This is a genomic window from Flavobacterium aerium, assembly GCF_030766725.1.
Classification (GTDB): Bacteria; Bacteroidota; Bacteroidia; order Flavobacteriales; family Flavobacteriaceae; genus Flavobacterium; species Flavobacterium aerium.
Genome location: NZ_JARQWR010000009.1, coordinates 51,622 through 78,534, shown reverse-complemented (window position 1 = coordinate 78,534; position 26,913 = coordinate 51,622). Strand labels below are relative to the sequence as shown.

General features: G+C 33.1%; 21 protein-coding genes. 10 read left to right on the top strand and 11 right to left on the bottom strand.

Annotated features, from left to right (window positions below; translation table 11 throughout):
• Position 1: 1 nt before the first annotated feature.
• The 5 genes from P6733_RS13090 to P6733_RS13070 are packed head-to-tail and all read left to right on the top strand — an operon-like array spanning position 2 to position 6,507.
• Positions 2-1,189, top strand: coding sequence for a hypothetical protein (locus tag P6733_RS13090; RefSeq protein WP_306353351.1), 1,188 nt, complete (start codon positions 2-4; stop codon positions 1,187-1,189).
• Between the two features lie 22 nt (positions 1,190-1,211).
• Positions 1,212-1,754 (top strand): type VI secretion system TssO, encoded by a 543-nt coding sequence (tssO, locus tag P6733_RS13085; RefSeq protein WP_306353350.1) that lies wholly within the window; start codon positions 1,212-1,214, stop codon positions 1,752-1,754.
• 12 nt (positions 1,755-1,766) lie between these two features.
• Complete coding sequence (locus tag P6733_RS13080; RefSeq protein WP_306353349.1) at positions 1,767-4,235, top strand: AAA family ATPase; 2,469 nt, start codon at positions 1,767-1,769, stop codon at positions 4,233-4,235.
• Positions 4,216-4,647 (top strand): GPW/gp25 family protein, encoded by a 432-nt coding sequence (locus P6733_RS13075; protein ID WP_306353348.1) that lies wholly within the window; start codon positions 4,216-4,218, stop codon positions 4,645-4,647. Before P6733_RS13080 ends, P6733_RS13075 begins: the two co-directional genes overlap by 20 nt.
• Positions 4,648-4,656: 9 nt before the next feature.
• Positions 4,657-6,507 carry a hypothetical protein gene (locus tag P6733_RS13070; RefSeq protein WP_306353347.1) on the top strand — a complete coding sequence of 617 codons (1,851 nt, stop codon included), beginning with the start codon at positions 4,657-4,659 and terminating at the stop codon, positions 6,505-6,507.
• 80 nt (positions 6,508-6,587) lie between these two features.
• Here the strand turns inward: P6733_RS13070 and rpmA are convergent, their stop codons facing one another.
• Both rpmA and rplU read right to left on the bottom strand, forming a co-directional pair.
• Positions 6,588-6,848, bottom strand: coding sequence for a 50S ribosomal protein L27 (gene rpmA / locus P6733_RS13065; protein ID WP_306353346.1), 261 nt, complete (start codon positions 6,846-6,848; stop codon positions 6,588-6,590).
• Between the two features lie 19 nt (positions 6,849-6,867).
• Complete coding sequence (rplU, locus tag P6733_RS13060; protein WP_306353345.1) at positions 6,868-7,233, bottom strand: 50S ribosomal protein L21; 366 nt, start codon at positions 7,231-7,233, stop codon at positions 6,868-6,870.
• A gap of 266 nt (positions 7,234-7,499) precedes the next feature.
• On the opposite strand from rplU, the gene P6733_RS13055 reads away from it, so the two are divergent.
• Positions 7,500-8,834 (top strand): M16 family metallopeptidase, encoded by a 1,335-nt coding sequence (locus P6733_RS13055; RefSeq protein ID WP_306353344.1) that lies wholly within the window; start codon positions 7,500-7,502, stop codon positions 8,832-8,834.
• 3 nt (positions 8,835-8,837) lie between these two features.
• On the top strand, positions 8,838-10,874 hold the full coding sequence (locus P6733_RS13050) for a M16 family metallopeptidase (RefSeq protein WP_306353343.1): 2,037 nt from the start codon (positions 8,838-8,840) through the stop codon (positions 10,872-10,874).
• A gap of 48 nt (positions 10,875-10,922) precedes the next feature.
• Here the strand turns inward: P6733_RS13050 and P6733_RS13045 are convergent, their stop codons facing one another.
• Positions 10,923-11,792, bottom strand: a complete 870-nt coding sequence (locus P6733_RS13045) for a DMT family transporter (protein WP_306353342.1) — start codon at positions 11,790-11,792, stop codon at positions 10,923-10,925.
• 114 nt (positions 11,793-11,906) lie between these two features.
• On the opposite strand from P6733_RS13045, the gene P6733_RS13040 reads away from it, so the two are divergent.
• A complete protein-coding gene (locus P6733_RS13040; protein WP_306353341.1) occupies positions 11,907-12,470 on the top strand; it encodes a heavy-metal-associated domain-containing protein in 564 nt (187 codons plus the stop codon).
• A gap of 64 nt (positions 12,471-12,534) precedes the next feature.
• Here the strand turns inward: P6733_RS13040 and gldD are convergent, their stop codons facing one another.
• From gldD to mutY, 4 genes are read right to left on the bottom strand one after another with little or no spacing between them, the layout of a single operon-like run.
• Positions 12,535-13,095, bottom strand: coding sequence for a gliding motility lipoprotein GldD (gene gldD / locus P6733_RS13035; RefSeq protein ID WP_306353340.1), 561 nt, complete (start codon positions 13,093-13,095; stop codon positions 12,535-12,537).
• Between the two features lie 13 nt (positions 13,096-13,108).
• Complete coding sequence (locus tag P6733_RS13030; RefSeq protein ID WP_306353339.1) at positions 13,109-14,416, bottom strand: gliding motility-associated protein GldE; 1,308 nt, start codon at positions 14,414-14,416, stop codon at positions 13,109-13,111.
• A gap of 24 nt (positions 14,417-14,440) precedes the next feature.
• Complete coding sequence (locus P6733_RS13025; protein WP_306353338.1) at positions 14,441-14,890, bottom strand: single-stranded DNA-binding protein; 450 nt, start codon at positions 14,888-14,890, stop codon at positions 14,441-14,443.
• Between the two features lie 43 nt (positions 14,891-14,933).
• Positions 14,934-15,977 (bottom strand): A/G-specific adenine glycosylase, encoded by a 1,044-nt coding sequence (gene mutY / locus P6733_RS13020; protein WP_306353337.1) that lies wholly within the window; start codon positions 15,975-15,977, stop codon positions 14,934-14,936.
• A gap of 133 nt (positions 15,978-16,110) precedes the next feature.
• Between mutY and P6733_RS13015 the strand changes: the two genes are divergently transcribed.
• Both P6733_RS13015 and P6733_RS13010 read left to right on the top strand, forming a co-directional pair.
• Positions 16,111-16,407: an HU family DNA-binding protein gene (locus tag P6733_RS13015; protein ID WP_296142668.1), complete on the top strand. Its 297-nt coding sequence runs from the start codon at positions 16,111-16,113 to the stop codon at positions 16,405-16,407.
• Between the two features lie 278 nt (positions 16,408-16,685).
• The gene (locus tag P6733_RS13010) at positions 16,686-18,230 is read left to right on the top strand and encodes a ribonuclease E/G (RefSeq protein WP_306353336.1); all 1,545 of its coding nucleotides are present in this window, start codon (positions 16,686-16,688) and stop codon (positions 18,228-18,230) included.
• A 64-nt stretch (positions 18,231-18,294) separates the two neighbouring features.
• Here the strand turns inward: P6733_RS13010 and pbpC are convergent, their stop codons facing one another.
• The 4 genes from pbpC to P6733_RS12990 all read right to left on the bottom strand — a co-directional run bounded on the left by pbpC (position 18,295) and on the right by P6733_RS12990 (position 26,708).
• A complete protein-coding gene (pbpC, locus tag P6733_RS13005; protein WP_306353335.1) occupies positions 18,295-20,643 on the bottom strand; it encodes a penicillin-binding protein 1C in 2,349 nt (782 codons plus the stop codon).
• Between the two features lie 96 nt (positions 20,644-20,739).
• Positions 20,740-20,961: a hypothetical protein gene (locus tag P6733_RS13000; protein WP_306353334.1), complete on the bottom strand. Its 222-nt coding sequence runs from the start codon at positions 20,959-20,961 to the stop codon at positions 20,740-20,742.
• A gap of 2 nt (positions 20,962-20,963) precedes the next feature.
• Positions 20,964-21,164: a hypothetical protein gene (locus P6733_RS12995; protein WP_306353333.1), complete on the bottom strand. Its 201-nt coding sequence runs from the start codon at positions 21,162-21,164 to the stop codon at positions 20,964-20,966.
• An 18-nt stretch (positions 21,165-21,182) separates the two neighbouring features.
• Positions 21,183-26,708: an alpha-2-macroglobulin family protein gene (locus P6733_RS12990; protein ID WP_306353332.1), complete on the bottom strand. Its 5,526-nt coding sequence runs from the start codon at positions 26,706-26,708 to the stop codon at positions 21,183-21,185.
• Positions 26,709-26,913 lie beyond the last annotated feature (205 nt).

Here is a 26,913-nt window from a genome sequence, read left to right as displayed (position 1 = left end):
TATGGCTGAGAACATTAGACATTTTCCAGTAAACTGGATTGATGGAATGAAAATCAATAAAAATCATTTTATTGACTTACAAGACAACATGGAAGATTTAATTCGTGATGCGAGAAACATTGGTACCAATGTACTCCACTATGGATTACTAACGACAAACTTGAATAATCCTTTTGAATATTCCGTTACAATTGATGCACATAACGAATTAAGTGTATCTATAAAATTATTAAAAGCTATTACTCCTGGTGGAGGCCGAATAGAAATTACAGAGTATACTGGTGGTTATTCTGAAAAAATTGAATTGAAAAATTTCGATTTAAAAGAGAACAACTACTACCTGTTACTTAATGTTGATCCTTTCCAAAGAATACCTTCAGGAACTCAAAACATGGATGAAGTACCTCCACGTTTTCCTGCAGCATTATCTAAATATTTCCTAACGAGCCTTGTAGAAAGTGAAGTGAACCAAAACAATATTGGTCCCCTACAGTTCCCTATCGCGAAGTTTAGAACAACACCTAACGGGTTTGAAATTCTTTCAGGTTATATTCCACCAAGCATGACTGTAAATAGTCATCCTGCTCTAATTAATTTATTCGAATCCTATGAGGTATTCTTTAAACAATTAGAATTCAACTGTGTTCAGATTTCTCAAAAAATCAGATTCAGAAACATGAATGAGGATGAGAATATGATTGCAAAAATTGTTTTTGCGATTTGCGAAAAAACATTGTCTTATGCAGGCCAAAACATTACCATGAACAAATGGCAGAATTTCAATTCTCAGCCTATGTTTGTCTTGGATAAAGTTGTGAGCTTGGCTCGAGTAATGAAAAATAGCTTTGATACTTTTTCTGGAGATGGTAAAGAAATGCTCTTTAATTATTTCTCCGAATGGACAGAAATGAGTAGCGGTGATTATGAGAAAATATTTTCCGAAACAATCAATATTCAATACAAAGGTTTTGATATTGAGCTTTGTGTAAATCAAGTTAAAGAATTTATCACTAAAATTGATTATCTTTTCTCCATATTAAATCAATTGGATTATATTGGTAAAAAGAGAGATTCTGGAATATTTGTTAATGAAAACATCATTAAAACAGATAAGTCAACGACCTCTTTCTTTAATGTTAACGACAAAAAAGATGAAGGCCCAAATTCGCCATCATTTCTAGCTGAATAGATAAAATTACGACCGACAAATTATGGATATTTTAAACAGAAAAGAGAGAACATCAGCATTCTTATTATTCCTTCTGATGTTTATCATCACAACAGGAATACTTATTTATGCTCTATTTTTCAATTACAAATTGCCTTGGAAAGAAAATGAAGTTTTAAAAAATGAAAATGATAAAATCTTAACCGAATTTAATTTTCAAAGACAATTTTCTGATAAGATTGATGACATCTCAAAACTTGTAGATTCACTAGATAAAGCACCTGAAAGTTTCCCTTTCATCGAGCAAAGTATTACAGTGAAATTAGCAGAATTAAACCAGATTGTAGAGCAAAAAAAGGTAATTCCTAAAGAAGACGGAAAAGATAACCCTGCCGAAAGCACGAAGCTTTACGATAACGCAATGCTTAATGTCAAAAAATTGGTGAATACAAAAAAACTGTTATTGCAATTAAATGACTCTAAGCAGGAAATTGAAATGTTGAATAAACAAATCAAGTCCTATGAAGAGGATACAAAATCTCTAACCCGAGATTTAGAAATTTGCAGACAACTTAATAGACGATAAAATTCAGGTATTATGGTTACAGAAAACATCATGCAGGTTATACATATTGCAAAGCAGATTGCTAAAGATCATTTTAATCAAAAATATTCTCCAGCACACCTTATAAAAGCTTTATTAAATCAGCAATTTAATTTCATTAAGGAATTAGATGCGAAGGGACTTGATGTTTTTTATCTGGATGAGTGGGCAGATATTCGAATCGGTGAATACAACCGTGCGACACGTCCATCAGATGATCCACAGGCTGATGCTGCTATGGAAGCTGTATTTACTGAAGCAGAGCAAATTGCAAAGAGAAATGGTCTAGAAAATGTAGATTTCCCTTCATTACTAATTTCCTTAGTCACTCCAGGTGTTGGATTTTCACACGATCAATTAAAATCATTACCAATAACTCCTGCAGCTGTATCTGAGCAATTTCATGATGGATTAGCTCCTTCTGCGAAATCTTCTAAATCAGAAAGCCAATCTTCAAATAATGGCTCTTCTTCCTCTTTATTAGAGAAGTATTGTACTGATAAGGTAAAACAAATAAGAAGCAAAGAAACTACGCCACTTATAGGTCGAGACGAAGAATTAAAAACAATTATTGAGGTTCTTAACCGAAAATTAAAACCTCACGTAATCATTACCGGTGAAGCTGGTGTTGGTAAATCCGCTTTAGTTGAAGGTTTTTGTGGCAAGATTGCACATAAAAACATCATCACAAACTTATCAAATGCTTCTGTTATTGAAATCAATATTGGTGCATTGTTTGCTGGAGCATCTTACAAAGGTGAAGTAGAAGATCGTTTACAAAAAATATTCAATGAGGTAAAACAATTCGAAAAACCAATATTATTTATTGACGATATACACGAATTATTTGATTCTAATCAAGGTTCCGGAATTGCTAGTATAATAAAATCAGAACTTTCAAAAGGTGACATCACTTTTATTGGTGCTACCACTACAGAAAAATATAGAAAATCTTTAGGTAAAGATGATGCTTTAAGCCGTCGTTTTGAAACTTTAGAAATTCAGGAACCAACAGAAGATTTAGCTTTCCGAATGATTCATAGTATTATTTCACATTATGAAGATCATCATGAATTTAATATTAGTGAAGAAAGTGTAAAAGAATCCATTCGTTTATCCAAGCGCTATTTAAAAGAAAAATCATTACCTGATTCCGCTTTGGATTTAATTGACCGTACGATGTCTGCATTACGTGTAGCCAAAGAAACAATCAAAGATGAACTACCTCGTTTAAAACCAAAAGTAGAGGCTTTAAATGGTATTGAAAATGAAGAAGAGCAGCACGAAGAAACAAATTGGTTATACTCTGATATTTTAAATAAATCCGGGAAATTATTCACCGAGGAACACGAGGATGTAAATCAGTCTTTCTCTACTTCTTCTTTTGAAGACAAACAAAATATTCTTACGAATTTACTAGAGAAGTTAGACCAACTTAGCGTGGAAGAGAATATTGTATCTGCTAGTCACCTATCAATGGTCGTTTCAGGTATTACGGGAATTCCCGCAGGAAAGGTAAAATCTGAAGAAAGAGAACGCCTGCTTGAAATTGAAAATACATTGCGCAAACGCGTAATTGGTCAGGATCATGCGATCAAGGTGGTTTCAGATGCTATACTTGAATCTCGTTCTGGATTAACAAAACCAGGACAACCATTAGGCTCATTCTTTTTCTTAGGGCCTACAGGAACTGGGAAAACAGAATTAGCAAAATCTTTGGCTGATTTTTTATTCGGCGATGAAAATGCTATTATTCGTTTGGACATGTCTGAATTCAAAGAAGAACATTCTGCTGCATTATTATATGGTGCACCTCCAGGATATGTCGGTTATGAAGAAGGTGGTTTATTAGTGAACAAAATAAGACAAAAACCATACTCTATCGTTCTTTTTGATGAGATTGAAAAAGCACACAAATCTGTATTTGATGTATTCTTACAAATCTTAGACGAAGGTAAATTACATGATAGATTAGGAAAAGAAGGTGATTTCTCTAATGCCGTAATATTATTTACGTCCAATATTGGCTCTGATTTTATTGTAAAATCATTTGGTCAAAATCACATTCCTAAATCCAATGAATTAATTGAAATCATGACGGGTTATTTCCGTCCTGAATTCCTAGGGAGGCTTACCGAAATTATTCCGTTTGCTCCTATTTCAAAAGAAAGTGTATCTCGAATTTTTGAAATACACCTTAAAAAGGAGCTGCTTCAGTTGCTTCATAAAATGGACATGACACTCGAAATAAGCGAGGAAAATAAAGAGAAAATCGCTTTAATGGGCTTTACTCCCGAATATGGGGCTCGTCCAATTAAAGGGATTATTCGTAATCAACTTAAGCGTCCTTTAGCCCGCATGATTATATCAGGTGAAATAAAGAAAGGCGATGCTTTAGAGTTGACATTAAATGATGATAATACAATTAAATTCGATTTAGTGAATGAAAGATCTTTACTATAAAATCCCTATCGATTACACAAAAATCATCAATGGAAAAGATCTCCGAAAAGTTACCATCGAAGAATCTTTAGCCCAATACATCTCTCTAATCATTACTACAATTTTTGGAGAATATAAATATGATGATGAATTCGGGACAATCATTTGGGATACTGATTTTAATCTATTGGCTAATGCAAATCAGCTGAAAGACAGTATCAAAGAATCTGTACATGAGAAGGTAAAGAAATATGAAAAAAGACTAATCATTACAGATGTAACATTGGGTGTCTCTGAGGACACAATAAGTTATGAAACAAGCATCCGAGTTAAAAAGCGTTTGGATATAATAGTATATGGTATCATTAAAAAAACGAACCAACCTTATTATTACAAAAGCTCTTATTATTTAGCTCCATTTTCTTTTAAATAAACAACACTCATGAATCAGTTATCAAAAGATCAGATTAAGGATAGATTGCTCAAGCGTGCTGCAAAAAAATGGGGGTATTCTGACGTAGAACTTGAAAATGTTTTTGACCCTATAGTCAATCTCCTTTTTGATGTATGCTCAAAAGAATTAGAAAAAATATCTAATGAGGTATTCTCAAGTCGCCGAAGAATTACGGAAAGACTAGTAGATATCCTTACTCCAATAGCTTCATCGAAAGCAACGCCTGCTCGTGCCATAATGAAGGCATATCCTTCTGAAAATGAGGTAATCTTAAATGATCACCACCAATTTTACATTCAGAAAAAAGAAATAAACCCTTATAATCCAAGTGAAAATCTATTAAAGGATTATTTTTTTGGCGCTACTAAGCCTGTGAAAATAACGCGTAACAAATTACGCTATGTAGTCCTTCCTAATGGAATTCAGGAGGTAATAAAGGATCAATTCAAAGAAGTTTTAAGTAGTGATTTATATACTAAACCGCTTCAGCATGGTACAATTTGGTTAGGAATTCAACATCAAGGTGATGGTATCATGAAAGACCTTATGTTTTATTTCTATTTAAAAAATATCTCTAATCGTAATACTTTCTTCCATTTCTTACCTCGTGCAAAATGGTATTTAAATGATCATTTGCTTACCACTAGTGAAGGGTATAATACTGATGATAGTTTCTCAAAAAGAGATAGTAAATTAATCCAAGAGGACTTTTACCATATTGAGCGTACAGAAGAGCATGTTAATGAATATTACGAAAAGAATTTCATTAGCATTAAAGACATCTTCAACATTGAGGATAATACTCATACTGTACCTGCGGAATTCAAGCAATTTTTAAGCACTGAGGATCTCAAGCAATTATCTAATGAGAAAGTAATTTGGCTTCGTTTAGAATTCCCAAATGTCATTAATAAAAATATGCTTTCTGATGTATTCTGTGCAACGAACTGTTTTCCCGTTATCAATAAAAAATTAAACGAAACACAAGGAAGTATCAAGAGTCTAATGAATATTTATCCTTTAAATATTGGAGAGGATTTCTTTTTAGAACTTTATTCCGTTTTGGATGATAAAAACAGAGAATTTGATGTTATCAAAAATAACAATCATGAGCAAATAGATGATTATGCTTATTTGAGATTTGGTGGTGTTGCTCGTTTTGATGAACGTAATGCTACTGAAGAAATTAATTATCTTATTGATTTAGTACGTGATGAAGCAGCAGCCTTTTCTAGTTTAGGACATGATTTCACTGATACTAATTTGAAAGAAATTAACCAAATCATCTCTCGATTCCGCAACAAAATGGCTCAGGTAGGTATGCATAAAAAGAATACGCCTTATCTAGTTTTGAATTCAAAGAATAAAAAGGATCGAGGTACACTCTTTGTAAAATATTGGACCACGAATGGTGAAGATGCCAATAAAATAAATACTTTTTCAAGACTACTGCTCTATAAGGGTTCGGATTTTGAAAAAGACTCTATGACTTTACTTTCTACTACTCAGGGTGGAAAAAATGAATTAACAAATTCAGAGAAAATTTACGCCTATAGAGAAAATTTGATTTCCAATCAACGTGTTGTAACCAAACAAGACATTATAATACTGTGTAAAAACCATTACGGAGAGTCTATAGAGAACGTAACAGTAAAAACGGGTATACAGACCAGCTTAGACAGTAACATTGGTTATATGCCTACTATAGACATTTATCTGAAACGAAAAGATGAAACTTTATTTAATGAGGAAGAATGGAACTTTTTGAGTGAGGATTTAATGCTTAGAATAAAAAACAGAGCAATAAATATTGTTCCTTTTAGAATAATCTACAATTAGAAGTATTATTAATTCGACATTAAACAAAAAAAACCATCAACAATGTTGATGGTTTTTTTATATGGATAATCTTAATTTTCTTATGCTTCGAATGGAAGAATAGAAACGAAAGATTTATTATCTCCTTTTTTCTGGAACTTAACAACTCCATCAACTTTTGCATGTAAAGTATGATCTTTACCCATGTAAACGTTTTCACCTGGATTGTGCTTAGAACCTCTTTGTCTTACGATGATGTTCCCAGCGATTGCAGCTTGACCACCAAAAATCTTAACGCCTAAACGTTTTGATTCTGATTCTCTACCATTCTTGGAACTACCGACACCTTTCTTGTGAGCCATGACGTATTAGTTTTTAATGTTATTTTTCTTGATTCTCTTCTTTCGCTTTCTTAGTTTCTTTCTTCTTCGCACCCGGAGCTGAAATTCCTGAAATTACGATTTGAGTTAAAGATTGACGGTGACCGTTTTTCTTTTTGTAACCTTTTCTTCTTTTCTTTTTGAAAACGATTACTTTTTCTCCTTTTAAGTGTCTTAACACTTTGGCTTCTACTGAAGCACCTTCTACAGCTGGGGCGCCTAGAGTTACAGTTCCATCAACGTCTAACAAAAGAACTTTTGCAAATGAAATTGCATCTCCTTCGTTATCAGCTAAACGGTGAACATAAACTTTTTGGTCTTTGCTTACTTTAAATTGTTGCCCTGCTATCTCTACGATTGCGTACATAACAATACTATTTAGTTAATTTTTAAGGGCACAAATATACAACTAAAACTTTATTATGCAACCAGTTGTACAAAAAAAAGGAAAAACAATTAAAAACATTCCATTTCAGCACGTTAGCTTCTACTCCTTCTAAGGAATCAAGACTCCTTTTTTTGATAAAAAAACTTATTTTAAACTTCATTTGTCATAAAAAAGTTAGATTTGTTGTAACAGACCTACCTTAAATACGTCTAATCTATATATCATAAACAAAATTATTAATCATTATGAAAAAATCTCTAATGACTTTAAGTTCATTTCTTATGCTTGGAGGTATTGCTTCTGCTCAAAATGTAGCGTTTGAAGAATACAATTTAGATAATGGCCTTCATGTAATTTTACATCAAGACAACTCTGCTCCCGTAGTTACAACCTCAGTAATGTATCATGTAGGTGCAAAAGATGAAAAACCGGATCGCACTGGTTTTGCTCACTTTTTTGAACATTTACTTTTTGAGGGTACTGAAAATATTGGTCGTGGCGACTGGTTTAAAATCGTTACGGCAAACGGTGGTACAAACAATGCAAATACGACAGATGACAGAACTTATTACTATGAAGTTTTCCCTTCAAACAATTTGCAACTGGCATTATGGATGGAATCAGAAAGATTAATGCACCCTGTAATCAACCAAATTGGTGTTGACACTCAAAATGAGGTTGTAAAAGAAGAAAAAAGACTTCGTGTGGATAACCAACCTTATGGAAATATCCTAGCTGAAGTAAAGAAAAACATGTTTTTCAAACACCCTTATCGTTGGGCAACTATTGGTTCTATGGAACATTTAGATGCTGCAACTTTAGAAGAATTTAAAGCTTTCAATAAAAAATTCTATATTCCTAACAATGCTGTTTTAGTATTGGCAGGTGATTTTGATAAAGCACAAGCAAAAAAATGGATTCAGGATTATTTTGGTCCAATTCAAGCTGGCCCAAAGGTTATACGTGAGCAATTCACAGAAGCCCCTATCACTAAAACATTAAAGGCTACTTACGAGGATCCAAACATCCAAATCCCTATGATGATTGCATCATATAGAACTCCATCAATGAAAACACGTGATGCAAGAGTTTTAGATATGATCTCATCAATCTTAACGGATGGAAAAAGCTCTAGATTATACAAGAAAATGGTTGATGACAAAAAAATGGCTTTACAAGTTGGAGCTCTAAACTTTAGTCAGGAAGATTATGGCATGTACATTATCTATGGTTTACCAATGGGACAAAACACTACGGCTGATTTATTAAAAGAAGTAGATGATGAAATTGTAAAACTTCAAACAGATTTAATCTCTGAGAACGATTACAAAAAACTACAAAATAAATTTGAGAACGAATACGTAAGCAACAATGCTAGCGTAGAAGGAATTGCTAGCAATTTAGCTTCTTTTTATCTTTTATATGGTGATGTAAACTTAATCAATACTGAAATTGACATTTATCGTTCAATTACACGTGAGGAGATTAGAGATGCTGCTAAAAAATATCTAAATCCAAACCAACGATTATTATTGGATTACGTCCCTTCAAAAGATAAGTCTGAAACTAAGAAAATTTAAATCATGAAAAAAATAATATACCTTTTAACCGGTTTGTTTTTAACCTTTTCTATGGAAGCACAAACAGATAGATCTCAACCTAAACCAGGTCCTGCACCCACAGTAAATGTAAAAAAACCACAAACTTTTGAATTACCAAATGGTTTAAAAGTAATGGTTGTAGAAAATCATAAATTACCACGTGTATCTATCAACTTAACAATAGATAATGACCCTTTTGCTGAAGGAAGTAAAAAAGGAGTAGACGATTTAACCAGCATGATGATGGGTAATGGTACTTCTAAAATTACTAAAGATGCCTATAACGAGGAAATTGATTTCTTAGGAGCAAGCGTTAATTTTAGTTCTTCTGGAGCTTATTCAAGTTCTTTATCTAAATACTACAGTAGAATTTTTGAATTAACAGCTGCTGGTGCTTTAGATCCTTTATTCACACAAGAGGAATTTGACAAAGAGAAAGCAAAATTATTAGAAAACATCAAATCGCAAGAGAAAAGTGTTTCTGCTAATGCACAAAGAGTGGTAAACATCTTAGCTTTCGGAAAAAATCATCCTGGAGGAGAATATACTAGTGAAGCAACAATCAACAATGTAACTCTTGCTGATGTTAAACAACACTATAATCTTTATTTCGTTCCTCAAAATGCTTACTTAGTAATCATTGGAGATGTGAATTTTGATGAAACAAAAAAATTAGTTGAGCAATATTTCTCATTATGGAAAAATGCAAAAGCTCCGAAAATAGCTTATTCTGATCCTAAAAATGTACAATACACTCAAGTTAACTTTATCGATATGCCAAATGCAGTACAATCTGAAGTATCAGTTGTAAATACTGTAAACTTGAAAATGGGTGATAAAGATTACTTCGCTGCAATATTAGCTAACCAAATTCTTGGTGGTGGTGGTGAAGGACGTTTGTTCTTAAACTTACGTGAGAAACACGGTTGGACTTATGGTGCTTACTCAAGTATCTCAGGAAACAAATTTGTTACAAAATTCACTTCAACAGCATCTGTTAGAAATGCTGTAACAGACAGTTCTGTTGTTGAATTTCTTAACGAATTAAAAAGAATCAGAACTACAAAAGTTTCAGCTGAAGAATTGAAAAATGCTAAAGCAAAATACGTAGGGAACTTTGTAATGCAAATGGAGAAACCACAAACGATTGCTCGTTATGCATTAAATATTGAAACTCAAAATCTTCCAAAAGATTACTACGAGAATTACATCAAGAACATCAATGCAGTAACTGCCGATGATATCATGAAAGCTGCTAAAAAATACTTCTCTTACGATAATGCAAGAATTGTTGTAGTAGGAAAAGCAACGGATGTATTACCTGGATTAGAAAAATTAAAAACACCAATTTTATATTTTGACAGATTCGGAAATCCAACATCTAAACCAGAAGCGAAAACAGTAAGCACTAACGTTACAGCAAAATCTGTTCTTGAAAATTACATCAAAGTAATTGGTGGGGACAAAGCTGTAAAATCAGTAAATACTATTGCAACAAAAGGATTAGCAACTATTCCAGGTGCTCCAGCTCCTTTGAATTACTCTTCTAAATTAGATGCAAAAGGATTATCTGTTACAGAATTAACAATGCAAAACATAAGTATCATGAAACAAGTTGTGAATGATAATTCTGGTTACGTATTGCAACAAGGTCAAAAAGTTGTACTTGAAGGTGAAGATTTAGCTAAAACTAAAAGCGTTGCTTTCCCAGTACCTGAATTAGGCCAATTGGGTAAAGCTGATCTTAAACTTACAGGAATCGAAAGTATTAACGGTAAAGATGCTTATGGTGTTCAAACTGACGGTATCACTTCTTTCTATGATGTGAAATCTGGTTTAAAGCTAGCACAAAGCACAATGGAAGAAGGAAAAACGGTTACAATCTCATTTGATGATTATCGTGATGTAAAAGGAGTTAAAGTTCCTTACAAAATGGTAATGAATGTAGGAATGGATATCGAAATTAATATCTCTGAAGTATTAATTAACGAAGGAGTTAGCACTGCTGATTTTCAATAGTTAATTCTTATCTATAAAACAAAAGGCTGTCTAATTAGACAGCCTTTTTTATTTTCTACTAGAAAGATATACTCCAATCAAAATTATTGCTGCTCCTAGATATTGAATTAAAGTCAAGGACTCATTGTCAAATATTCCCCAAGACAGAGCCACTACCGGAATTAAATACGTAACGGATGATGCAAATATGGGAGATGACATTTGAATTAGTTTAAAGAAAATAATATTTGCTATTCCTGTGCCTAAAATACCCAAAATCACAATAAAGAACATCGAATGGTATACTTGCGGCTGTAGCGCTAATTCAACATTGAAACCCGTAAAAAATAGAATTACCAAAGCTGGAATTCCTAAAACCATAAAGTTTCCAGTTACAATACTAAAAGGTTTCAAATCGGACAAATACTTCTTAATCAAATTAATATTCAGCGCATAACAGATTGCTGCAATTACCACAAATAGTACATAAAAGTAATTCTGCTCTGGATGATTCATTGCGCCATGAAGAATCAACATAATACAACCCAAGAAACCAATTATAACTCCCAAAAGTTGCCTTCTCTGAAAACTTACCCCAAAAAACACGAATCCTAATATCAATGTATTTAATGGCGTCAAGGAATTTAATATTGCACTAATCGAACTATCAATCTCTGTTTGCGCATAGGAAAACAGATACACCGGTGTAAATGTTCCAACAAATGCAGTCAAAGCGATGTACTTCCAATGTCTTTTCTGAACCTCTTTTAAACTTTTAAACCCTACTATCGATAAAAATAGTGCGGCGAAGATTATTCTTAATGAGCCCAACTGAACTGCAGTCAATCCAACTAAACCTCTTTTTATTAAAATAAATGAGCTACCCCATATTAATGCTAACAACAATAAATAAAACCACTTTGATTGTTTCGTTTCCATAATAAATATTTTCACTTCAAAATTCTGTTATTTTAATGGATTATTAGTTGATTTTTTCATTAATTTTGTCAACCAATTCTCCGTTAGGATATTAGAAAACGTAAAAATCATATTATGAATATTTCAAGAAAACTATTATTTATTGCTATTGCTGGTTTAGCATTTGCAAGTTGTAAAAACACAGAAAAAGAAGTACCTACTACTGAAGCTAAAACTACTGAAGTTGTTGCTCCTAAAACAGAAAACACTGCAATTGCAGGAAAAATCGAAACGGCTAGCTTTCATATTGAAGGAATGAGTTGTGCCGTAATGTGTGCTGCTAAAATCGAAAAAGAATTAGCAAACTTAGATGGTGTGCAAAAAGCTACCGTAGATTTCGACAAGAAAACAGCTACAGTAGAATATGATTCTGCAAAACAATCTCCAGAAAAATTAGTAAAGACTGTAGAAGGTGTTGCTGGTGGAGAACTTTATAAAGTTTCTGATGTAAAATCAACTGCTGATCAAGCTATGGTTCTTGACCAAGAAAAAGTAAAAGCAGAAAAAACTACAAAAACTAAAGCAAAAGAAACGACTGCTAAAGCTACTACTGAAAAATCAGAAAAATCAACTGGAAAATGTTGTTCAGCTGATTCAAAAAAATCATGTTCTGCAGATAAGAAAGCACAAAGCATGTAATAATTACAGTTCGCATTGTAAAACAAAATAGGCTGTCTAGTAATTTTAGACAGCCTATTTTATTTTATTTCCATTGCAATGATTCCATTAAATTCTGAATATCATTTCGGAGGTAACTGGATGCTGGTAAAATCGAATCATAGTTTGGTTTTACATAAAAATAAACTGATCCAATTACAAAATTATGAACACTATCGGTTAAATAAAACTGCGTTTGTGAAGCAGCATTTCCATCAACCTCATAGAACATACCATATACTTTATTTTTTTTATTCTCAAAAGGTTGCTCAATGATGTCGTCTGCCTTAATTACATGCTCGTAGGTCAATCTTTGCGCATCTTTCAACAAAGCCTCTATATTATTATTTACAGGCTTATAATTCAAGTATATCGTCGCCTTCATCCCAGGATACTCAATATTGAAATTACAATTCCCTTTATCTTTTATTTTCGCAATTGTATTGTATCCAAAAATATAGTGACATCCGTCAAATTCTTCATATTTTGGCATTGGATATTCCAATCTCAAATGACTTTTCGGTTTCGGGATAACATCATCTTTACAGCTCGAAACTGTAACGATGACAACCAACAAAACAAGTAGGGTATTAATATTTTTAAGCATTTGAATATTTGTTTTATCTATTTTCTAAGGTTACCTTAATTTGTTTTACTCTTTTTTTATCTACACCTTCAATCGTAAATAAACAATTTTGAAAATTAATCTTCTGTCCTTTTTTAGGAAAATTACCAAACACTTCCAATATAAATCCGGCTAGTGTTTCTGCTTCTCCTTTTTGATTCTCAAAAACCTCTTCATTCACTGGTACAATTCTATAAAAATCTTTTAAATTAATCTTACCTTCAAACAAAAAGTTATGCTCATCTATTTGTGAAAAATTAATATTGTCATCATCAAACTCATCACTTATATCGCCTACAATTTCTTCTATAATATCCTCTAAAGAAACCAATCCCGAAGTACCTCCATATTCATCAACAACCACAGCAAGGTGGTTTTTCATGCTTTGGAATTCTTTTAAAAGATCATCCAATTTTTTATTTTCTGGTACAAAAAAAGGTGTCCTAAGCAATGTTTTCCAATCAAATGATTCTTTATCAATATGCGGCAACACATCTTTCACGAATAATACTCCTTCAATTTGATCTATATTATCTTTATACACTGGAATCCTTGAATATCCTTTGTCTATAATTTTAGCTATAATTTCTTCAAAACTTTCTTCAATATCTAAGGCAAAAACATCGATTCTAGGACTCATTACTTGTTTTACATCTGTGTTCCCAAATGAAACGATTCCTGCTAATATCTTTTGCTCCTGCGTAGAAGTCTCTTCAGAGGATGTCAACTCCAAGGCTTGCGAAAGTTGATCTACAGAGAAATATGTTTTTTGCTTTCCTAATCTTTTGTGTAAAAAAACAGTGATAGAACGCATCGGAACACTAATTGGCGTTAGTAATCTATTGATAATACTCAAGGGTACAGCTATGAACTTTGCAAACTTCAAATTATTACGGTTCGCATATACTTTTGGGATAACCTCACCAAACAATAAAATCAAGAAAGTAACTACTCCTACCTCTATAGAGAAACGCAACCAGTAAGGGGTAATATGAGAAAATAATCGCTCACTTAAAAAAGAGAAAATAATAACGATTCCAATATTGAAGAAATTATTCACGACAAGTATGGTCGCAAGTAATTTTTTGGGTTTGCTTAATAAAGCAGTAATAATCTGATAGATTTTTGAGTCGTCTTGAGCGCTTTTTTCCAAATCTTTTCTTGTTAAAGAAAAAAGTGCTATTTCAGCAGCGGAACTCATTGCTGAACAAAAAAGTAATAATATAATACCTACGAATCCTAAAACAAGATTAATGTCAATTGTTTCTAATATCGATACGGTATTGGAGGGGTCTGCGTCCAAATTTTAATAAATTAGTTAATACTATCAGAATGGCAAGTCGTTTTCAGGCAACTGTGGATTTTGCGGGTCAAAGTTACTATTTTTTGTTGGCTCTTGTGGCGTGATCGCCGAAGTTTGTCTTACAGCTTCAGAATCTTTTTTTGTAGTTAGAAAAGTAAATTCTGTTGCTTGGATTTCAGTTGTATATTTTGCAATACCATCTTCTCCCTGCCATTGTCTTGACTTAATCCTTCCTTCCACATAGATTTTATCTCCTTTTGAGAGGTACTTTTCACAGATTTCGGCAGCTTTATTACGCACAACTATATTATGCCATTCGGTAGAAGTAATCTTTTCATTGGTCTGCTTATTTATATAGGTTTCATTGGTAGCCAATGGAAACCTCCCGATACAGTTACCTCCTTCAAAATAATGCATCTTTACTTCATCCCCTAAGTGCCCTATCAACATCACTTTATTCAATGTACCACTCATAATCTGTTTTTTTATCTATTACCAAATATACTATTTTTTTCAGTTACTGTGGCCACTGCTTTTCAATAAAATTATACAATACTATAGGGAAAGGATATGTTATTAATGCATCATAATTGATTCCTTTTTCTATTTTACCTTTAATTTCCACATTCCAAAATTTAATGTTCAGATTTTGATGTGATAACTTATGGTTTACATTCCCCGTATTTATTAGCGTGATAGTCTTCAAATCAAAAACAGCAGAAAATTGTTCGTTAATTTTATCCTCAATAAAGTCTTCCGATTCTGCTTTTTCTGTTTCAATTAAAGGAAACTCATACAGATTATGCCATATCCCTTTTGCAGTGCGTTGTTGTATCTGCGTATGATTGTCTTCATCTATAAAGATTATATAATTCAGAAATCGATCTCTTACAAGTGTTTTCTTCAATTTCACAGGAAGCATATCAACCTTTTTCTTTTGCAGGGCAACACAACTATCATTCATCACGCATACTGGACAATTTGGACTTTTTGGCACACATTGTAAGGCGCCAAACTCCATTAATGCCTGATTAAAAATAGCAGGATTATCAAAAGGCATTATCTCATACGCTAGTGCTTTGAATTCTTTCTTGGCACCATTTGAAGCGATATCGGTTTCAATATCATAATAACGAGACAATACTCTAAAAACATTACCATCTACTACTGGAACGGGTTCATTATAACAAAAAGAAGCTATTGCAGCAGCAGTATATTCCCCAACACCTTTAAGTGTTAAGAGATCATTATAGTTATTTGGAAAAACTCCATTCAAATCTGACGCAATATATTGAGCTGTTTTATGTAGGTTTTGAGCTCTCGAATAGTACCCTAAACCTTGCCATAATTTTAAAACTTGTTGTTCAGAGGCATTTGCTAAATCAAAAACTGTTGGAAAAGTATCTAAAAAAGCGAAAAAATAAGGCATTCCTTGCGCTACTCGAGTCTGTTGAAGTATGATTTCTGACAACCAAATTGCATAAGGATCTTGTGTTTTTCGCCATGGTAAATCTCTTTTATTATGTAAATACCACTGTATTAATATTTTAGTAAAACTCATGATTATAAATTGGTTAACAAAAATAAAAGTTTATGTTATTAAATTTTAATCATTTAAGGTTGAAATATTGTTTTTTTAATTCATATATTTGCCTGCTCAAAAAAAAATTACATCATTATAAATAAGAAAGAAAATGACGAAAGCAGATATCGTAGCAAAAATTTCGGAAAAATTAGGTCTAGAAAAAGGAGATGTACAGGCAACCGTTGAATCTTTCATGGACGAAGTTAAAAACTCTTTAGAAACTGGAGACAATGTTTATTTAAGAGGATTCGGAAGTTTTATTATTAAAACTAGAGCTGAAAAAACGGGTAGAAATATTTCAAAAAATACTACTATTAAAATTCCTGCTCACAACATTCCTGCATTTAAACCTGCAAAAGTATTTGTTGAGGGAGTGAAAACTAATACAGAAACAAAAGTAAACTAATTTATTAATCACAAAACCAATAAGTTATGCCAAGTGGTAAAAAAAGAAAAAGACATAAGGTAGCTACGCACAAGCGTAAGAAAAGAGCGAGAGCTAACCGTCACAAGAAGAAAAAGTAGTTTAATACTACTTTTTCTTTTTTTCATACAGTTCTTTGAAATTGAAATACAACAATTATTATCAATCCTTGATAGTAAAGTATTTCACCGGGTTCAATACCTGTAAAAATATTGTTTAATCCATCTATACATGTGAATGTATGGATAAAAATTTGCAGCGTGAATAAAGAATTAATCATCAGATCTAGTTCCGAAGCCGTAGATTTTGCCTTATTAAAAGATGGAAAACTAATTGAATTACACAAAGAAGAAGAAAAAAGCAACTTCCAAGTAGGGGATATTTTTATCGCCAAAATCAGGAAACCTGTTGCTGGTCTAAACGCCGCTTTTGTAAATGTAGGCTTTGAAAAAGATGCCTTTTTACATTATCATGATTTAGGTCCTAATCTAACTTCTTCGTTGAAATTCATAAAACTTGTAAGCGCAGGTAAAATAAAAGATTTCACCCTAAAAAATTTCCCTTTTGAGAAAGAGATTGATAAAGATGGTATCATCACTGATGTTATCAATGCAAATCAATCAATTTTAGTACAAGTCGTTAAAGAACCTATATCTACAAAAGGCCCTAGAATTAGCTCTGAGCTTTCTCTTGCCGGCCGATATATTGTTCTTGTTCCTTTTTCCGATCGAATTTCTATTTCTCAAAAAATAGAATCTAAAGAAGAAAAAGAACGTTTAAAAAGACTCGTGCAATCGATTAGACCAAAAGGATTTGGTGTTATTGTTCGCACAGTAGCAGAAGGCAAAAAAGTAGCTGAACTAGACAAAGACTTACAAAACTTACTTGACCGATGGTCAGGAATGTGTAAAAAAATTCCAACAGCACATCATCCTTCAAAAGTATTGGGAGAGCTTAACCGAGCTTCTTCAATATTAAGAGATGTTTTCAATGACACTTTTAGTGGCATTCACATCGATGATGAGGAATTGTATTATCAAACAAAGGACTATTTGCAAGAAATAGCGCCTTCAAAGGAATCCATTGTTAAGTTTTATCAATCGAACAACTTACCTATTTTCGAGAAATATAACATTGAAAGACAAATCAAAACTTCTTTTGGAAAAACAGTATCGATGAGCAAAGGTGCATACCTTATCATAGAACACACCGAAGCATTACACGTAATTGATGTAAACAGTGGTAACCGTTCTAATAAAGCTCAAAACCAAGAGGATACTGCCTTAGAAGTAAATATGATTGCCGCCGCTGAAATTGCAAGACAATTGCGATTGAGAGATATGGGTGGTATTATAGTTGTTGATTTTATCGATATGTCAAATCCTGATAATAGACGAGTTCTATATGATTTCTTAAAAGAAGAAATGAGCGATGACAAAGCAAAACATAAAATCTTGCCTCCTAGTAAGTTTGGTTTAATCCAAATTACAAGACAAAGAGTAAGACCAGAAGTTAATATTGAAACAAGAGAAGAGGATCCCAACAATGAAAATGGGGCAATTGAAGCTCCGATCTTGATTATCGATAAAATTGCTTCTGACTTAGAAAGAATTATCAAGACTCACAAAAGTATCGTACTTAATGTACATCCGTTTGTGGCTGCATACCTTACAAAAGGTTTTCCATCATTACGTTCAAAGTGGTTTTTTGAACATAAAAAATGGGTGAAAATTATACCTCGTGACGCTTACACGTACTTAGAATATCATTTCTATGATAAAACAGGAAATGCTATAAAAGAATAAATCAAAAACGCCTCAATTACTTGAGGCGTTTTTTTTATGCTTTAAAATCTCGTTTGCAAATAACTTATTCCCGTACTATTTCCATTTTTCTTTTTATCTCATTGCCCATTTCATCCATTACCGTGATATAGTAAACGCCTGTTTTTACATTAATTGGCATTTCATGAAAGGTTTGTGTAGTGCCTAAATAAGTACTATTGATATACCAAAATAAGCTTGCATCTTTATTATTACTCGCTACTTTTAAAACAACCGATTGAACCTGGCTATCAAATCCTTTTGTTAAATAGATTTTACTGTTTTCTTTAGGATAAATAAAATCCATGCTTACCGTTTGACTACCGATACAGTCCGAACGAAATGGTGGAAGTGTTTTATATTCCACGTGCTGATTTTTATAATACCACTCCATCACTGGCGGTAAAACGAACCATGATTTTGTAATTATATTTTCTATATTCTCACAATTACTATTGACTCTAAACTTCTCTGTAGGGTCTAAATGTATTTCTTTATGGTATGGACAGATTGACGTTCGTTTTCCATTAACAGGAACTAATTGTGTAATTTTAGGACAATTCGCTTGCGCTAAGTATCCGCTTAGTCGACATACCTCTGCTTCTTCTAAATTATTCAAAGGTGTCTGAAACCAATTCGATCTTGGCAAAGTATTAAAGATATCAAACATAATTGGTGCTGCGCTACTAACTCCTGTAAGCGTAGGTCTTCCTTCTCCCGTCGCATTTCCTACCCAAACACCTACAACATAGTTCGCTGTAGTTCCTATCGCCCAAGCGTCTCTATTTCCAAAACTCGTTCCTGTTTTCCATGCAATCTCTAAGGAAGAATCATAAAAACGCCAAGCTTCATCTCCTTCTGGTCGGTTTACTTCCTTCATTGCTTTATAGGTTAACCAGATTGATCCTGCTCCTAAAGTATTTTTTTGGTATTTTTCTTTTCCAAAATTTACTTTTTCTTTTGCAAAAAGATTTAATTCTGTAAATTCATTTGTTCTGTATTTCCCTGGATTTGCATTGTAATAGTTTAATGTTCCCGTAAGATTTGCATACGTACGACACAAATCCCATAAATTAGATTCTGCTCCTCCTAAAATTAAGGATAATCCATAGTGGTTGGGTTGCTTTGAGATATCCTTTAATCCAAATTTCTGTAATTCTTCATAAAATCGGTTTACTCCATAATCTTTCAACATCAAAACGGAAGGAATGTTCAACGATCTCGATAATGCTCTATGAGCAGGAACTGCCCCATCGTATGTCAAATTATAATTCTGTGGTGTATATCCAGCAATTTGCGTTGGTATATCAGGAACCAAGGTGTTCGGCAATAATTCTCCATCATCTAGCATTCCTGCATATAGAAGTGGCTTAAGTATGCTGCCAGTACTTCGAGGCGCTGGAATAATATCAACATCTTTTTGGTGCAATTTGTCCGTCGGTGAATTTCCCACATAACTGATCACATTACGCGTTTTTACATCAATCACAAGAATTGCTAAATTATGAACTTCATTTTGCTTGTATTGGTTGTAATATTGTTTAGCTATCTGATTTACTCTGTTTTGCAGCACAATATCAACGGTTGTTTTTATTCTTTCTCCGCGATATTTTTTGGATAATCGGTCTAATAAATGGGGAGCTATTTGTGGTAATGTAAAAGGTTTTTGTGGTAACGGTTCTTGGATTGATAATTCATATGTTATCTGATTAATCACCTTTTCGTTATATAGTTTTTCAAGTAATCGATCTCTTTTATCTCTTAAAATTTCTTGATTTTTACCGGGATAAATCAGACTTGGCGCATTGGGTAAAACGGCTAGAGTAGCTGTTTCAGCCCATGATAATTGATGGGATTGCACCCCAAAATAGCGCCATGATGCCATTTCTAAACCTACAACATTCCCTCCATAGGGAGCATGTGCGGCATATAGTTCTATGATCTTTTTTTTAGAATATCGAAATTCTAATCGCGTAGCAAGGATTATTTCTATTACTTTTTCAAAATAGGTTCTGTTTTTACCTTTTCGAGATAATCGAATTACTTGTTGCGTTAGTGTACTTCCTCCTCGAACTACTTTATTTGCGCGTGCATTTTGCCGAAAGGCGTTATACATTGCAGCTGGATTAAATCCAGGATGTCTGTAAAAATACTGGTCTTCAAAATAAACTATGCATTGTTTGAACTTATCTGGAACACTGTCCTGAGCCGGAAAGCGCCACTGTCCATCTAAGGCTATTTTTGCAGCTAATAAATCTCCTTGTTTACTTTCTATCACTGTAGAATAGGGTTCTTCAAACAGGGTTCTTGGCAAACAAAAATAATAGGTGATTAACAATAATAATCCAATACTGAATTTTATTTTATTATTGATAATCCAACGTTTTATATGCATTGTTCTATAGAAATTTACCCTGAAAAAATAGCTTTTTGTTTTATGTCTTGTTACCCGAAGTAATAGACCATACTCATGAAATAGTGTCTGTTATACTTATGGCAATTTAAGCAAATCTTCTAAAGAGACACCTACCTCTTCTTCGATTTGCTTATATTCTTTCCTAACATAATTAAAGAAGAGATCTAGTTGTACTAAATACTCTTCTGCATCTTCCATGTGCTCCAAATTTTCGGTATCAAGCTTTTTAGTTTGACGTTCTACCGCATCACGAATAGCAACCACAAGCATGGGCGTCAATCTATCAGGTATTTCCATTCTTAATCTATTGTCCATTTTTTTATAATATCACCCACTTCTTCTCCATTATAAAAACGTCTGTTCGCCAAATCATCATTGATTAATTCTGCCTCATTATTTTTATGGTACTGTTCTATGATTGCTTTAATTTCCTGTAGCAGTTTATCATCAGCACTATTAATTTGTTCGATTAAACTTTCTCTTAAGTCTCTAGCTTTCATATCTTATTTTTTAAATAATTATTCTTTTATTACACTAACCCATTCTCCTTTTGTACGGGCGATATAGGAGTTATCATACATTGCTTCACATTGGACTCCTGGTAAATAGTAGCTTCCCAGATATGATGCATTTAATAGGATTTTAAATACTCTCTTTTCATTGGATTTTAGTCCAAAGTAAAAATTTGTTCTATCATCGCGAATATCAATATAATCGGCATTACTGTCGGAGGAATCTCCATAATCCGTAAATCGGGTATTTACAATCTCCCATCCTGATGGTAGTATTTGTGTTAATGCAACATTAGCCACATATTCTAAACTAGTATTCTGGATTGTTACTTCCGTAACAAATTCTGTTCCTTGTACTAATGATTTCACATTAATTGTATTACCCTTTCTATCTTTAAACTGTATCGTTGCATTTATATTGTTTTGTACAGCTTGTTCTTGACCTACTGGTAGAATACCACTGTTCAATACTTTTACGTAAATAGTATTCTTTTTATTGTTTGTTATCGTAATACTATTTTGTCCTTGTTTTATATCCAATTTTCGATCAGCAAATGCTTTTGATGTTTGAACAAGTTGTTTTTTCTCATTCGATGTGTATTGAATATCTATTCCTTGTCCTCCGTTTAATTTTGCAAATTTGGACATTGAATATAAACAATAAGCGGTTGTCTGTGTGCTCATCCATCTATTGTCTGATAAATCTTTTGCTACCTTATTTGCCATTGTAAATGCAGTTGCTTTTTGATCTAATAAAAGTAATGTTTCTAAAATCATTGCTCTATTGCGTTCACTGGATCCATAGTAGTAATAGCTATAATTTGAATTCTCTGGATCAATTTTACTAGTATTCAACAATGCTATTCCTGCTTTCTTCTGTCCTGCAAGTGCATACGCTACAGCTAATCTCAACTTAGCTTCATTAGATATCCCAGCAGTTTCTCTTAAACGGTTCATTGAAGATAAATCTGGCGCTGCTGCCAATGCCAAAGTATACAATCTATAGGCTTGTGCTAAGTCATTTCCATATTTAGGAAAGAAACGCCATTCTTTTGCTGCTTTCTTTTGAAGTGCCAACCATGAATTTTTAAAGTTAATTGGCAAAACATATCCTTTTTTCTCTGCCTCTAATAGGAAGTGTCCAGCATAAGAGGTTGCCCAATCATCGGCAATTGGATTTCCTGGCCAGTACGCAAATCCTCCCGATGAGATTTGATAACCACTTAACTTTTTAATTCCTTCCGTTACATTTCTTTGGATATCTTGTTTGCGTTTCGCATCAATATCGGCAATGTCCGCAATATATAACTGTGGGAATACTCCTGAAGTCACTTGTTCTAAACATCCATGTGGATACTGAATTAAATAGTCTAATCTCTTATTGAAATCTATTGAAGGGAAAGAAGATACTTCTAATCGCGCTTTATTACTTCCTGATACTCCAAAGGTTTCCCATGTTATGGTTTGTGATGCATTCGGTTCTAACACCACATCTTTATACAATTGTGTAACAGGATTTGGATTAATAACATCTATTTCTACCTCATAAGAAGCTTTTTCTTTTCCTGAGGTTGCAATTACTTCTACTTTTGCTATTCCCGTAAGATTTCCTACTTCTAATTCATAGTAGGCCATCTGCTCATCTGGTTGCGGAAATGTCAAATTCTGCATTGCACTTCCTACTATTTTCAATCCTTTGCTTGTTTTCAATTGGATGGAAACGTTTTTAACTTGTTTTTCCATTGCAAAGACAGTGATCGGCAGGGTTACTTTTTCCGAAGGTGATATCTTTCTTGGTAATGAAGCTAATACCATCAATGGATTACGAACTGGAGTTGTTTTTTCTGCATTTCCATAAGCACTGGTTTTAGCATTTCCTGCAACTACCATCGTTCTTACTGATCCTACATATTTTGGTATTTTAATCTTATGTGTTTTATTTTGATTCTTATCCAAAGAAAATGGCCCTAAATAAACAACCATCGGTTTAAAGCGATTGGCTTTTTTGGCTTGTCCTCCGCCTAAATCTTCATCACCTCCAATACTAAAAATCTGATTTACTTTTCCGCCATACGCTCCAATTACATCGTCATAAATATCCCATGTACGAACTCCTAATGCTTCACGAGAATAAAACTCATTCCATGCATTTGGTGTTTTAAATCGGGTTAAGTCTAATAGTCCATCATCTACAATCGCAATGGTATATGTCATTGCTTTGCCTGTTTTTTCTTTTACATTAATATTCACTGTTTGCTCTGGACGTAAAACATCGGGCATTGTGATAACTGGTGATAATATTGTGTTTTTATCTTCTACTTCAATTGGCAGAATACCGTACATTCTTATTGGCGAATCGTTTAATGTAGAAGCGTGTGGTTGTAATAAAGTAATATAAAAATAAACGTTTGGTGCCATTTTCGCTGTAATAGGCACTTCGACTTGTGTTTCTCCTTTTTTAGTGGTTACCCATAGTGATTCTAAAACCTGAGATCCATTTTCAATCGATACCAATGCTCTCCCTCCTACACTTGATGGGAATGAAATTGTAGCTTTTTCTCCTACATCATATTTTTTCTTATCGGTAGAAAACACTAACATATTGGCTGTAGCAGCATCTGTGTTTTTTGTTTTTCCAGACCATATTGGCCAATCGATTAATACTGTTTGTCCCGCTGCATGTCCACCAGTTAAATCGGCTACTCGTATTAAATAACGTCCCCATAAGTCGTCTTCAACCTTAAACTGAACGTTGGCTTTCCCATTTTGGTCCGTATCTACTTTATACGTATGTACGGCTACATTGGTTGAAGATGCATTGTAATTTGACAAATTATCGTTTGTTGCATCCCACCACCATCTCCAGTCTACTTTGTATACTTTAACTTCTAGATTTTTAACTGATTTTGGTCTTCCATTTTCATCTACTGTAACAATATCAAATCGGTTGATTTTTCCTGTTTCCAGCATTCCGTATTTGTTAGGTTCTTGTGATTTTATTCCAACATACGTTTGGTATGGAGAATAGCTAGTCCCAATTACATCTGTACTAAAATCTCCACCATTTTCATATACTTTCGTAATGAAAGAGGCTTTTAGCATTCCTGGCGCTTGTCCGGTTAATTTCGGTTGTACTGTGATGGTTGCTTTACCATGATCATCAACTTTTCCAGAAAAAATATTGATTTCCTCTGTATTAAATTTTCTAGATGGATCATCAAAAACATATTTATCAAATCCTTTAAAAGTGGTGACTTGTTGTGAAAATTTTGCTTGAACTTCAATTTTTAGATCTTTCGCAATTGCGCCATGCAACCATGTTACTTCTATATTACCGGTATTTGGTTTGGAAGCGGAAAGCACAGTTGTGCTTAAGTTATTCTTGATTTTTAAACGATTGGGTTTAATCGTTTCTATTTTTATGTTTTTATAAAACTGTGCTCCTCCTACACTTACAACAGCTTCCCAATTTCCTGTTGGAGCATCTTGATTGGTTGCAAAAGCAAATTTATAGTGATTCTGTGGGGTATAATTCTGTACAGTTTGATATACAACTTTACCTCTTGGATCAGACAATCTAAATTTTATGGGGTGTGATGTTGGTAACTTACTTGCAATATCGTTTAGTATAAACGAGATATAAAGTGTATCTCCCGGACGCCAAACACCGCGTTCCCCATACATATAGCCTTTCAATCCTTTTTGCAATTCATTTCCTGCCACATCAAAATTACTTAATGATTGTGACAAGCCTTCGTCTAGTTTGATATAAGTGCTGTTTACCCCTTTTGTTACCACAGCAAAAAATGCTTTTTTATCTAAATCAAAAGTGGCTATTCCATCTTTATTGGTCGTAAAGGAAGCTAATTTTTGTTGTTGGTAATTATAAATATCAATATTGGCATCTGCCACAGGCTCCGTTGTAACAATATCGTTTACCGCAAAGAAATACGAATTATTTTCTCCTTTTTTAGCAATTACACCTAAATCGGTCGCTAGAATATTTGTCGCAATTTTTTTATTATAATAGTATGAATTATTGCATGGATTATCTTCTTGTCTCCAATCATAATCACTATAGTATCTGTACTCGTCTTCTCCATAATAGTCATCGTCATAATTCTCATCGTCTACCACTTCATCCGTTTCTTCCTCTACATTATTGGTTTCTTCAGTAGTATCTGTAGTATCACATTTAAATAAAGAATATGATTTTTTAAAAGAAAATTCAATTCGATAAATTGCTCCTGGCTCTGGTTTTATCAAACTTGCGATATCTAGGGCATAGGCATTCCATTTCGAATAATCGGACATTCTATTTTCCGTTAACTGAAGTGTTTTTTTAGCCACTGGAAGTGCTACTCGTCTTAAATTATAATTACCATTGATGCTGTTATCTTGTAAAAATTGTAGAATATTGTTTTGGAAAATTTTATAGATTTTCACATCCACCGCTTTTAGGTTTGCTGCTTCAAAATTGACTTTTAAGTTACTCGAGCTTGGTAGTATTGTCCCATTTTTCACAAATCGTATGCTTGGCTTAATTTGCTCAAATAGTTTTTTCTCGGCATATGTTTCTTTTAACTTGCCACCATCTATATTTTCAATTCCCTGAAAAATTTCAACTAATAATTCCCCTGCTAATGGTTTTTCAAAAAATACTTTTAATACATTTCCGTCTGTTATGTATCTTAAGTTTGTAGCTGTTTCTACTGCAACCAATCCTTTTAAATCTTGTTCTTTTTTTAACGGATCAGAAAAGTTAATCCATACTACTTGTTCTCCATTATCGATTACATCTACTTTAATAATCTTAAAATTATTTTGCCCTGGTATCTCAAAGTCCATTGATCCTTTTTCATCAATATCAAATGGTTTACCATCCCATGAAATTTTAAGTGTACTATCGGATGTTAGACGTTGTATACTGTCAATGACAAATTTAAATTCCGTTTTTGAATTTAGATTCTGATCAAATTTCAAGTTTAATTTTTTGCCATTCTGTTCTACTGTTAATAATTTCTTTGCCGTAGCAAGATCCATATTATCATTAGTTTTCAGTGTTGTATTTAAATATTGCCATTGTTTATTGTACGATTGTAAATCTTGTGTTTCCACAAGAAAATCCTGCTTTAAGGTCTTAACGGTAAAATTAAATTTTGATAATTCTGATTTCGTTTTAATCAGTTTCCCTAAATGAAGTGTGACATGGTATTCCGTGTCTTGTTTTAAAGGTTTTTTAGGCTGAAAAGCTATTGTATTATTTGATAAAGCCACTACTTTTCCATCAATTGAGGGATCGATTGTAAATAGACTTTTATCTAGTTCCTGATTGGGTTTCCAATCTCCTTTTTCATATGCCAATACCACTCTAATGTCTGACTCTGAAGAAAGTAGTCCTGAAGTAAAATTAGCAATATATTCTTTGTACAATGAAAAATCAGAATTGAATTCTTGTGCTGATTTTCTTTTATTACACGATTGGATAATTAATAGTGTAATTAATAATAGTGCTAATTTTCTACTTTTCATAGGGAAGGAATTAAATTAAATTCATCAGTTTGGCTGTGCTAAAATACTTTACTATCTATAACACCTATACAACTATAGGTCTTAAAAACAAAAGAATAGGGTTTAATTCATAACGAAATAAACTACTGCGCACTACTTTTTATGATGACTAAATATAATTCAAATATTTCTTCTTTAAAAAATTTAGACTGATTATTTAATAAGG

What these genes read in the sequence shown, in the direction of transcription:
- P6733_RS13090 (WP_306353351.1), top strand. Translation starts at nt 2, where the DNA reads ATGGCTGAGAACATTAGACATTTTCCAGTAAACTGGATTGATGGAATG.
- tssO (WP_306353350.1), top strand. Translation starts at nt 1,212, where the DNA reads ATGGATATTTTAAACAGAAAAGAGAGAACATCAGCATTCTTATTATTC.
- P6733_RS13080 (WP_306353349.1), top strand. Translation starts at nt 1,767, where the DNA reads ATGGTTACAGAAAACATCATGCAGGTTATACATATTGCAAAGCAGATT.
- P6733_RS13075 (WP_306353348.1), top strand. Translation starts at nt 4,216, where the DNA reads ATGAAAGATCTTTACTATAAAATCCCTATCGATTACACAAAAATCATC.
- P6733_RS13070 (WP_306353347.1), top strand. Translation starts at nt 4,657, where the DNA reads ATGAATCAGTTATCAAAAGATCAGATTAAGGATAGATTGCTCAAGCGT.
- rpmA (WP_306353346.1), bottom strand. Translation starts at nt 6,848, where the DNA reads ATGGCTCACAAGAAAGGTGTCGGTAGTTCCAAGAATGGTAGAGAATCA.
- rplU (WP_306353345.1), bottom strand. Translation starts at nt 7,233, where the DNA reads ATGTACGCAATCGTAGAGATAGCAGGGCAACAATTTAAAGTAAGCAAA.
- P6733_RS13055 (WP_306353344.1), top strand. Translation starts at nt 7,500, where the DNA reads ATGAAAAAATCTCTAATGACTTTAAGTTCATTTCTTATGCTTGGAGGT.
- P6733_RS13050 (WP_306353343.1), top strand. Translation starts at nt 8,838, where the DNA reads ATGAAAAAAATAATATACCTTTTAACCGGTTTGTTTTTAACCTTTTCT.
- P6733_RS13045 (WP_306353342.1), bottom strand. Translation starts at nt 11,792, where the DNA reads ATGGAAACGAAACAATCAAAGTGGTTTTATTTATTGTTGTTAGCATTA.
- P6733_RS13040 (WP_306353341.1), top strand. Translation starts at nt 11,907, where the DNA reads ATGAATATTTCAAGAAAACTATTATTTATTGCTATTGCTGGTTTAGCA.
- gldD (WP_306353340.1), bottom strand. Translation starts at nt 13,095, where the DNA reads ATGCTTAAAAATATTAATACCCTACTTGTTTTGTTGGTTGTCATCGTT.
- P6733_RS13025 (WP_306353338.1), bottom strand. Translation starts at nt 14,890, where the DNA reads ATGAGTGGTACATTGAATAAAGTGATGTTGATAGGGCACTTAGGGGAT.
- mutY (WP_306353337.1), bottom strand. Translation starts at nt 15,977, where the DNA reads ATGAGTTTTACTAAAATATTAATACAGTGGTATTTACATAATAAAAGA.
- P6733_RS13015 (WP_296142668.1), top strand. Translation starts at nt 16,111, where the DNA reads ATGACGAAAGCAGATATCGTAGCAAAAATTTCGGAAAAATTAGGTCTA.
- pbpC (WP_306353335.1), bottom strand. Translation starts at nt 20,643, where the DNA reads ATGCATATAAAACGTTGGATTATCAATAATAAAATAAAATTCAGTATT.
- P6733_RS13000 (WP_306353334.1), bottom strand. Translation starts at nt 20,961, where the DNA reads ATGGAAATACCTGATAGATTGACGCCCATGCTTGTGGTTGCTATTCGT.
- P6733_RS12995 (WP_306353333.1), bottom strand. Translation starts at nt 21,164, where the DNA reads ATGAAAGCTAGAGACTTAAGAGAAAGTTTAATCGAACAAATTAATAGT.
- P6733_RS12990 (WP_306353332.1), bottom strand. Translation starts at nt 26,708, where the DNA reads ATGAAAAGTAGAAAATTAGCACTATTATTAATTACACTATTAATTATC.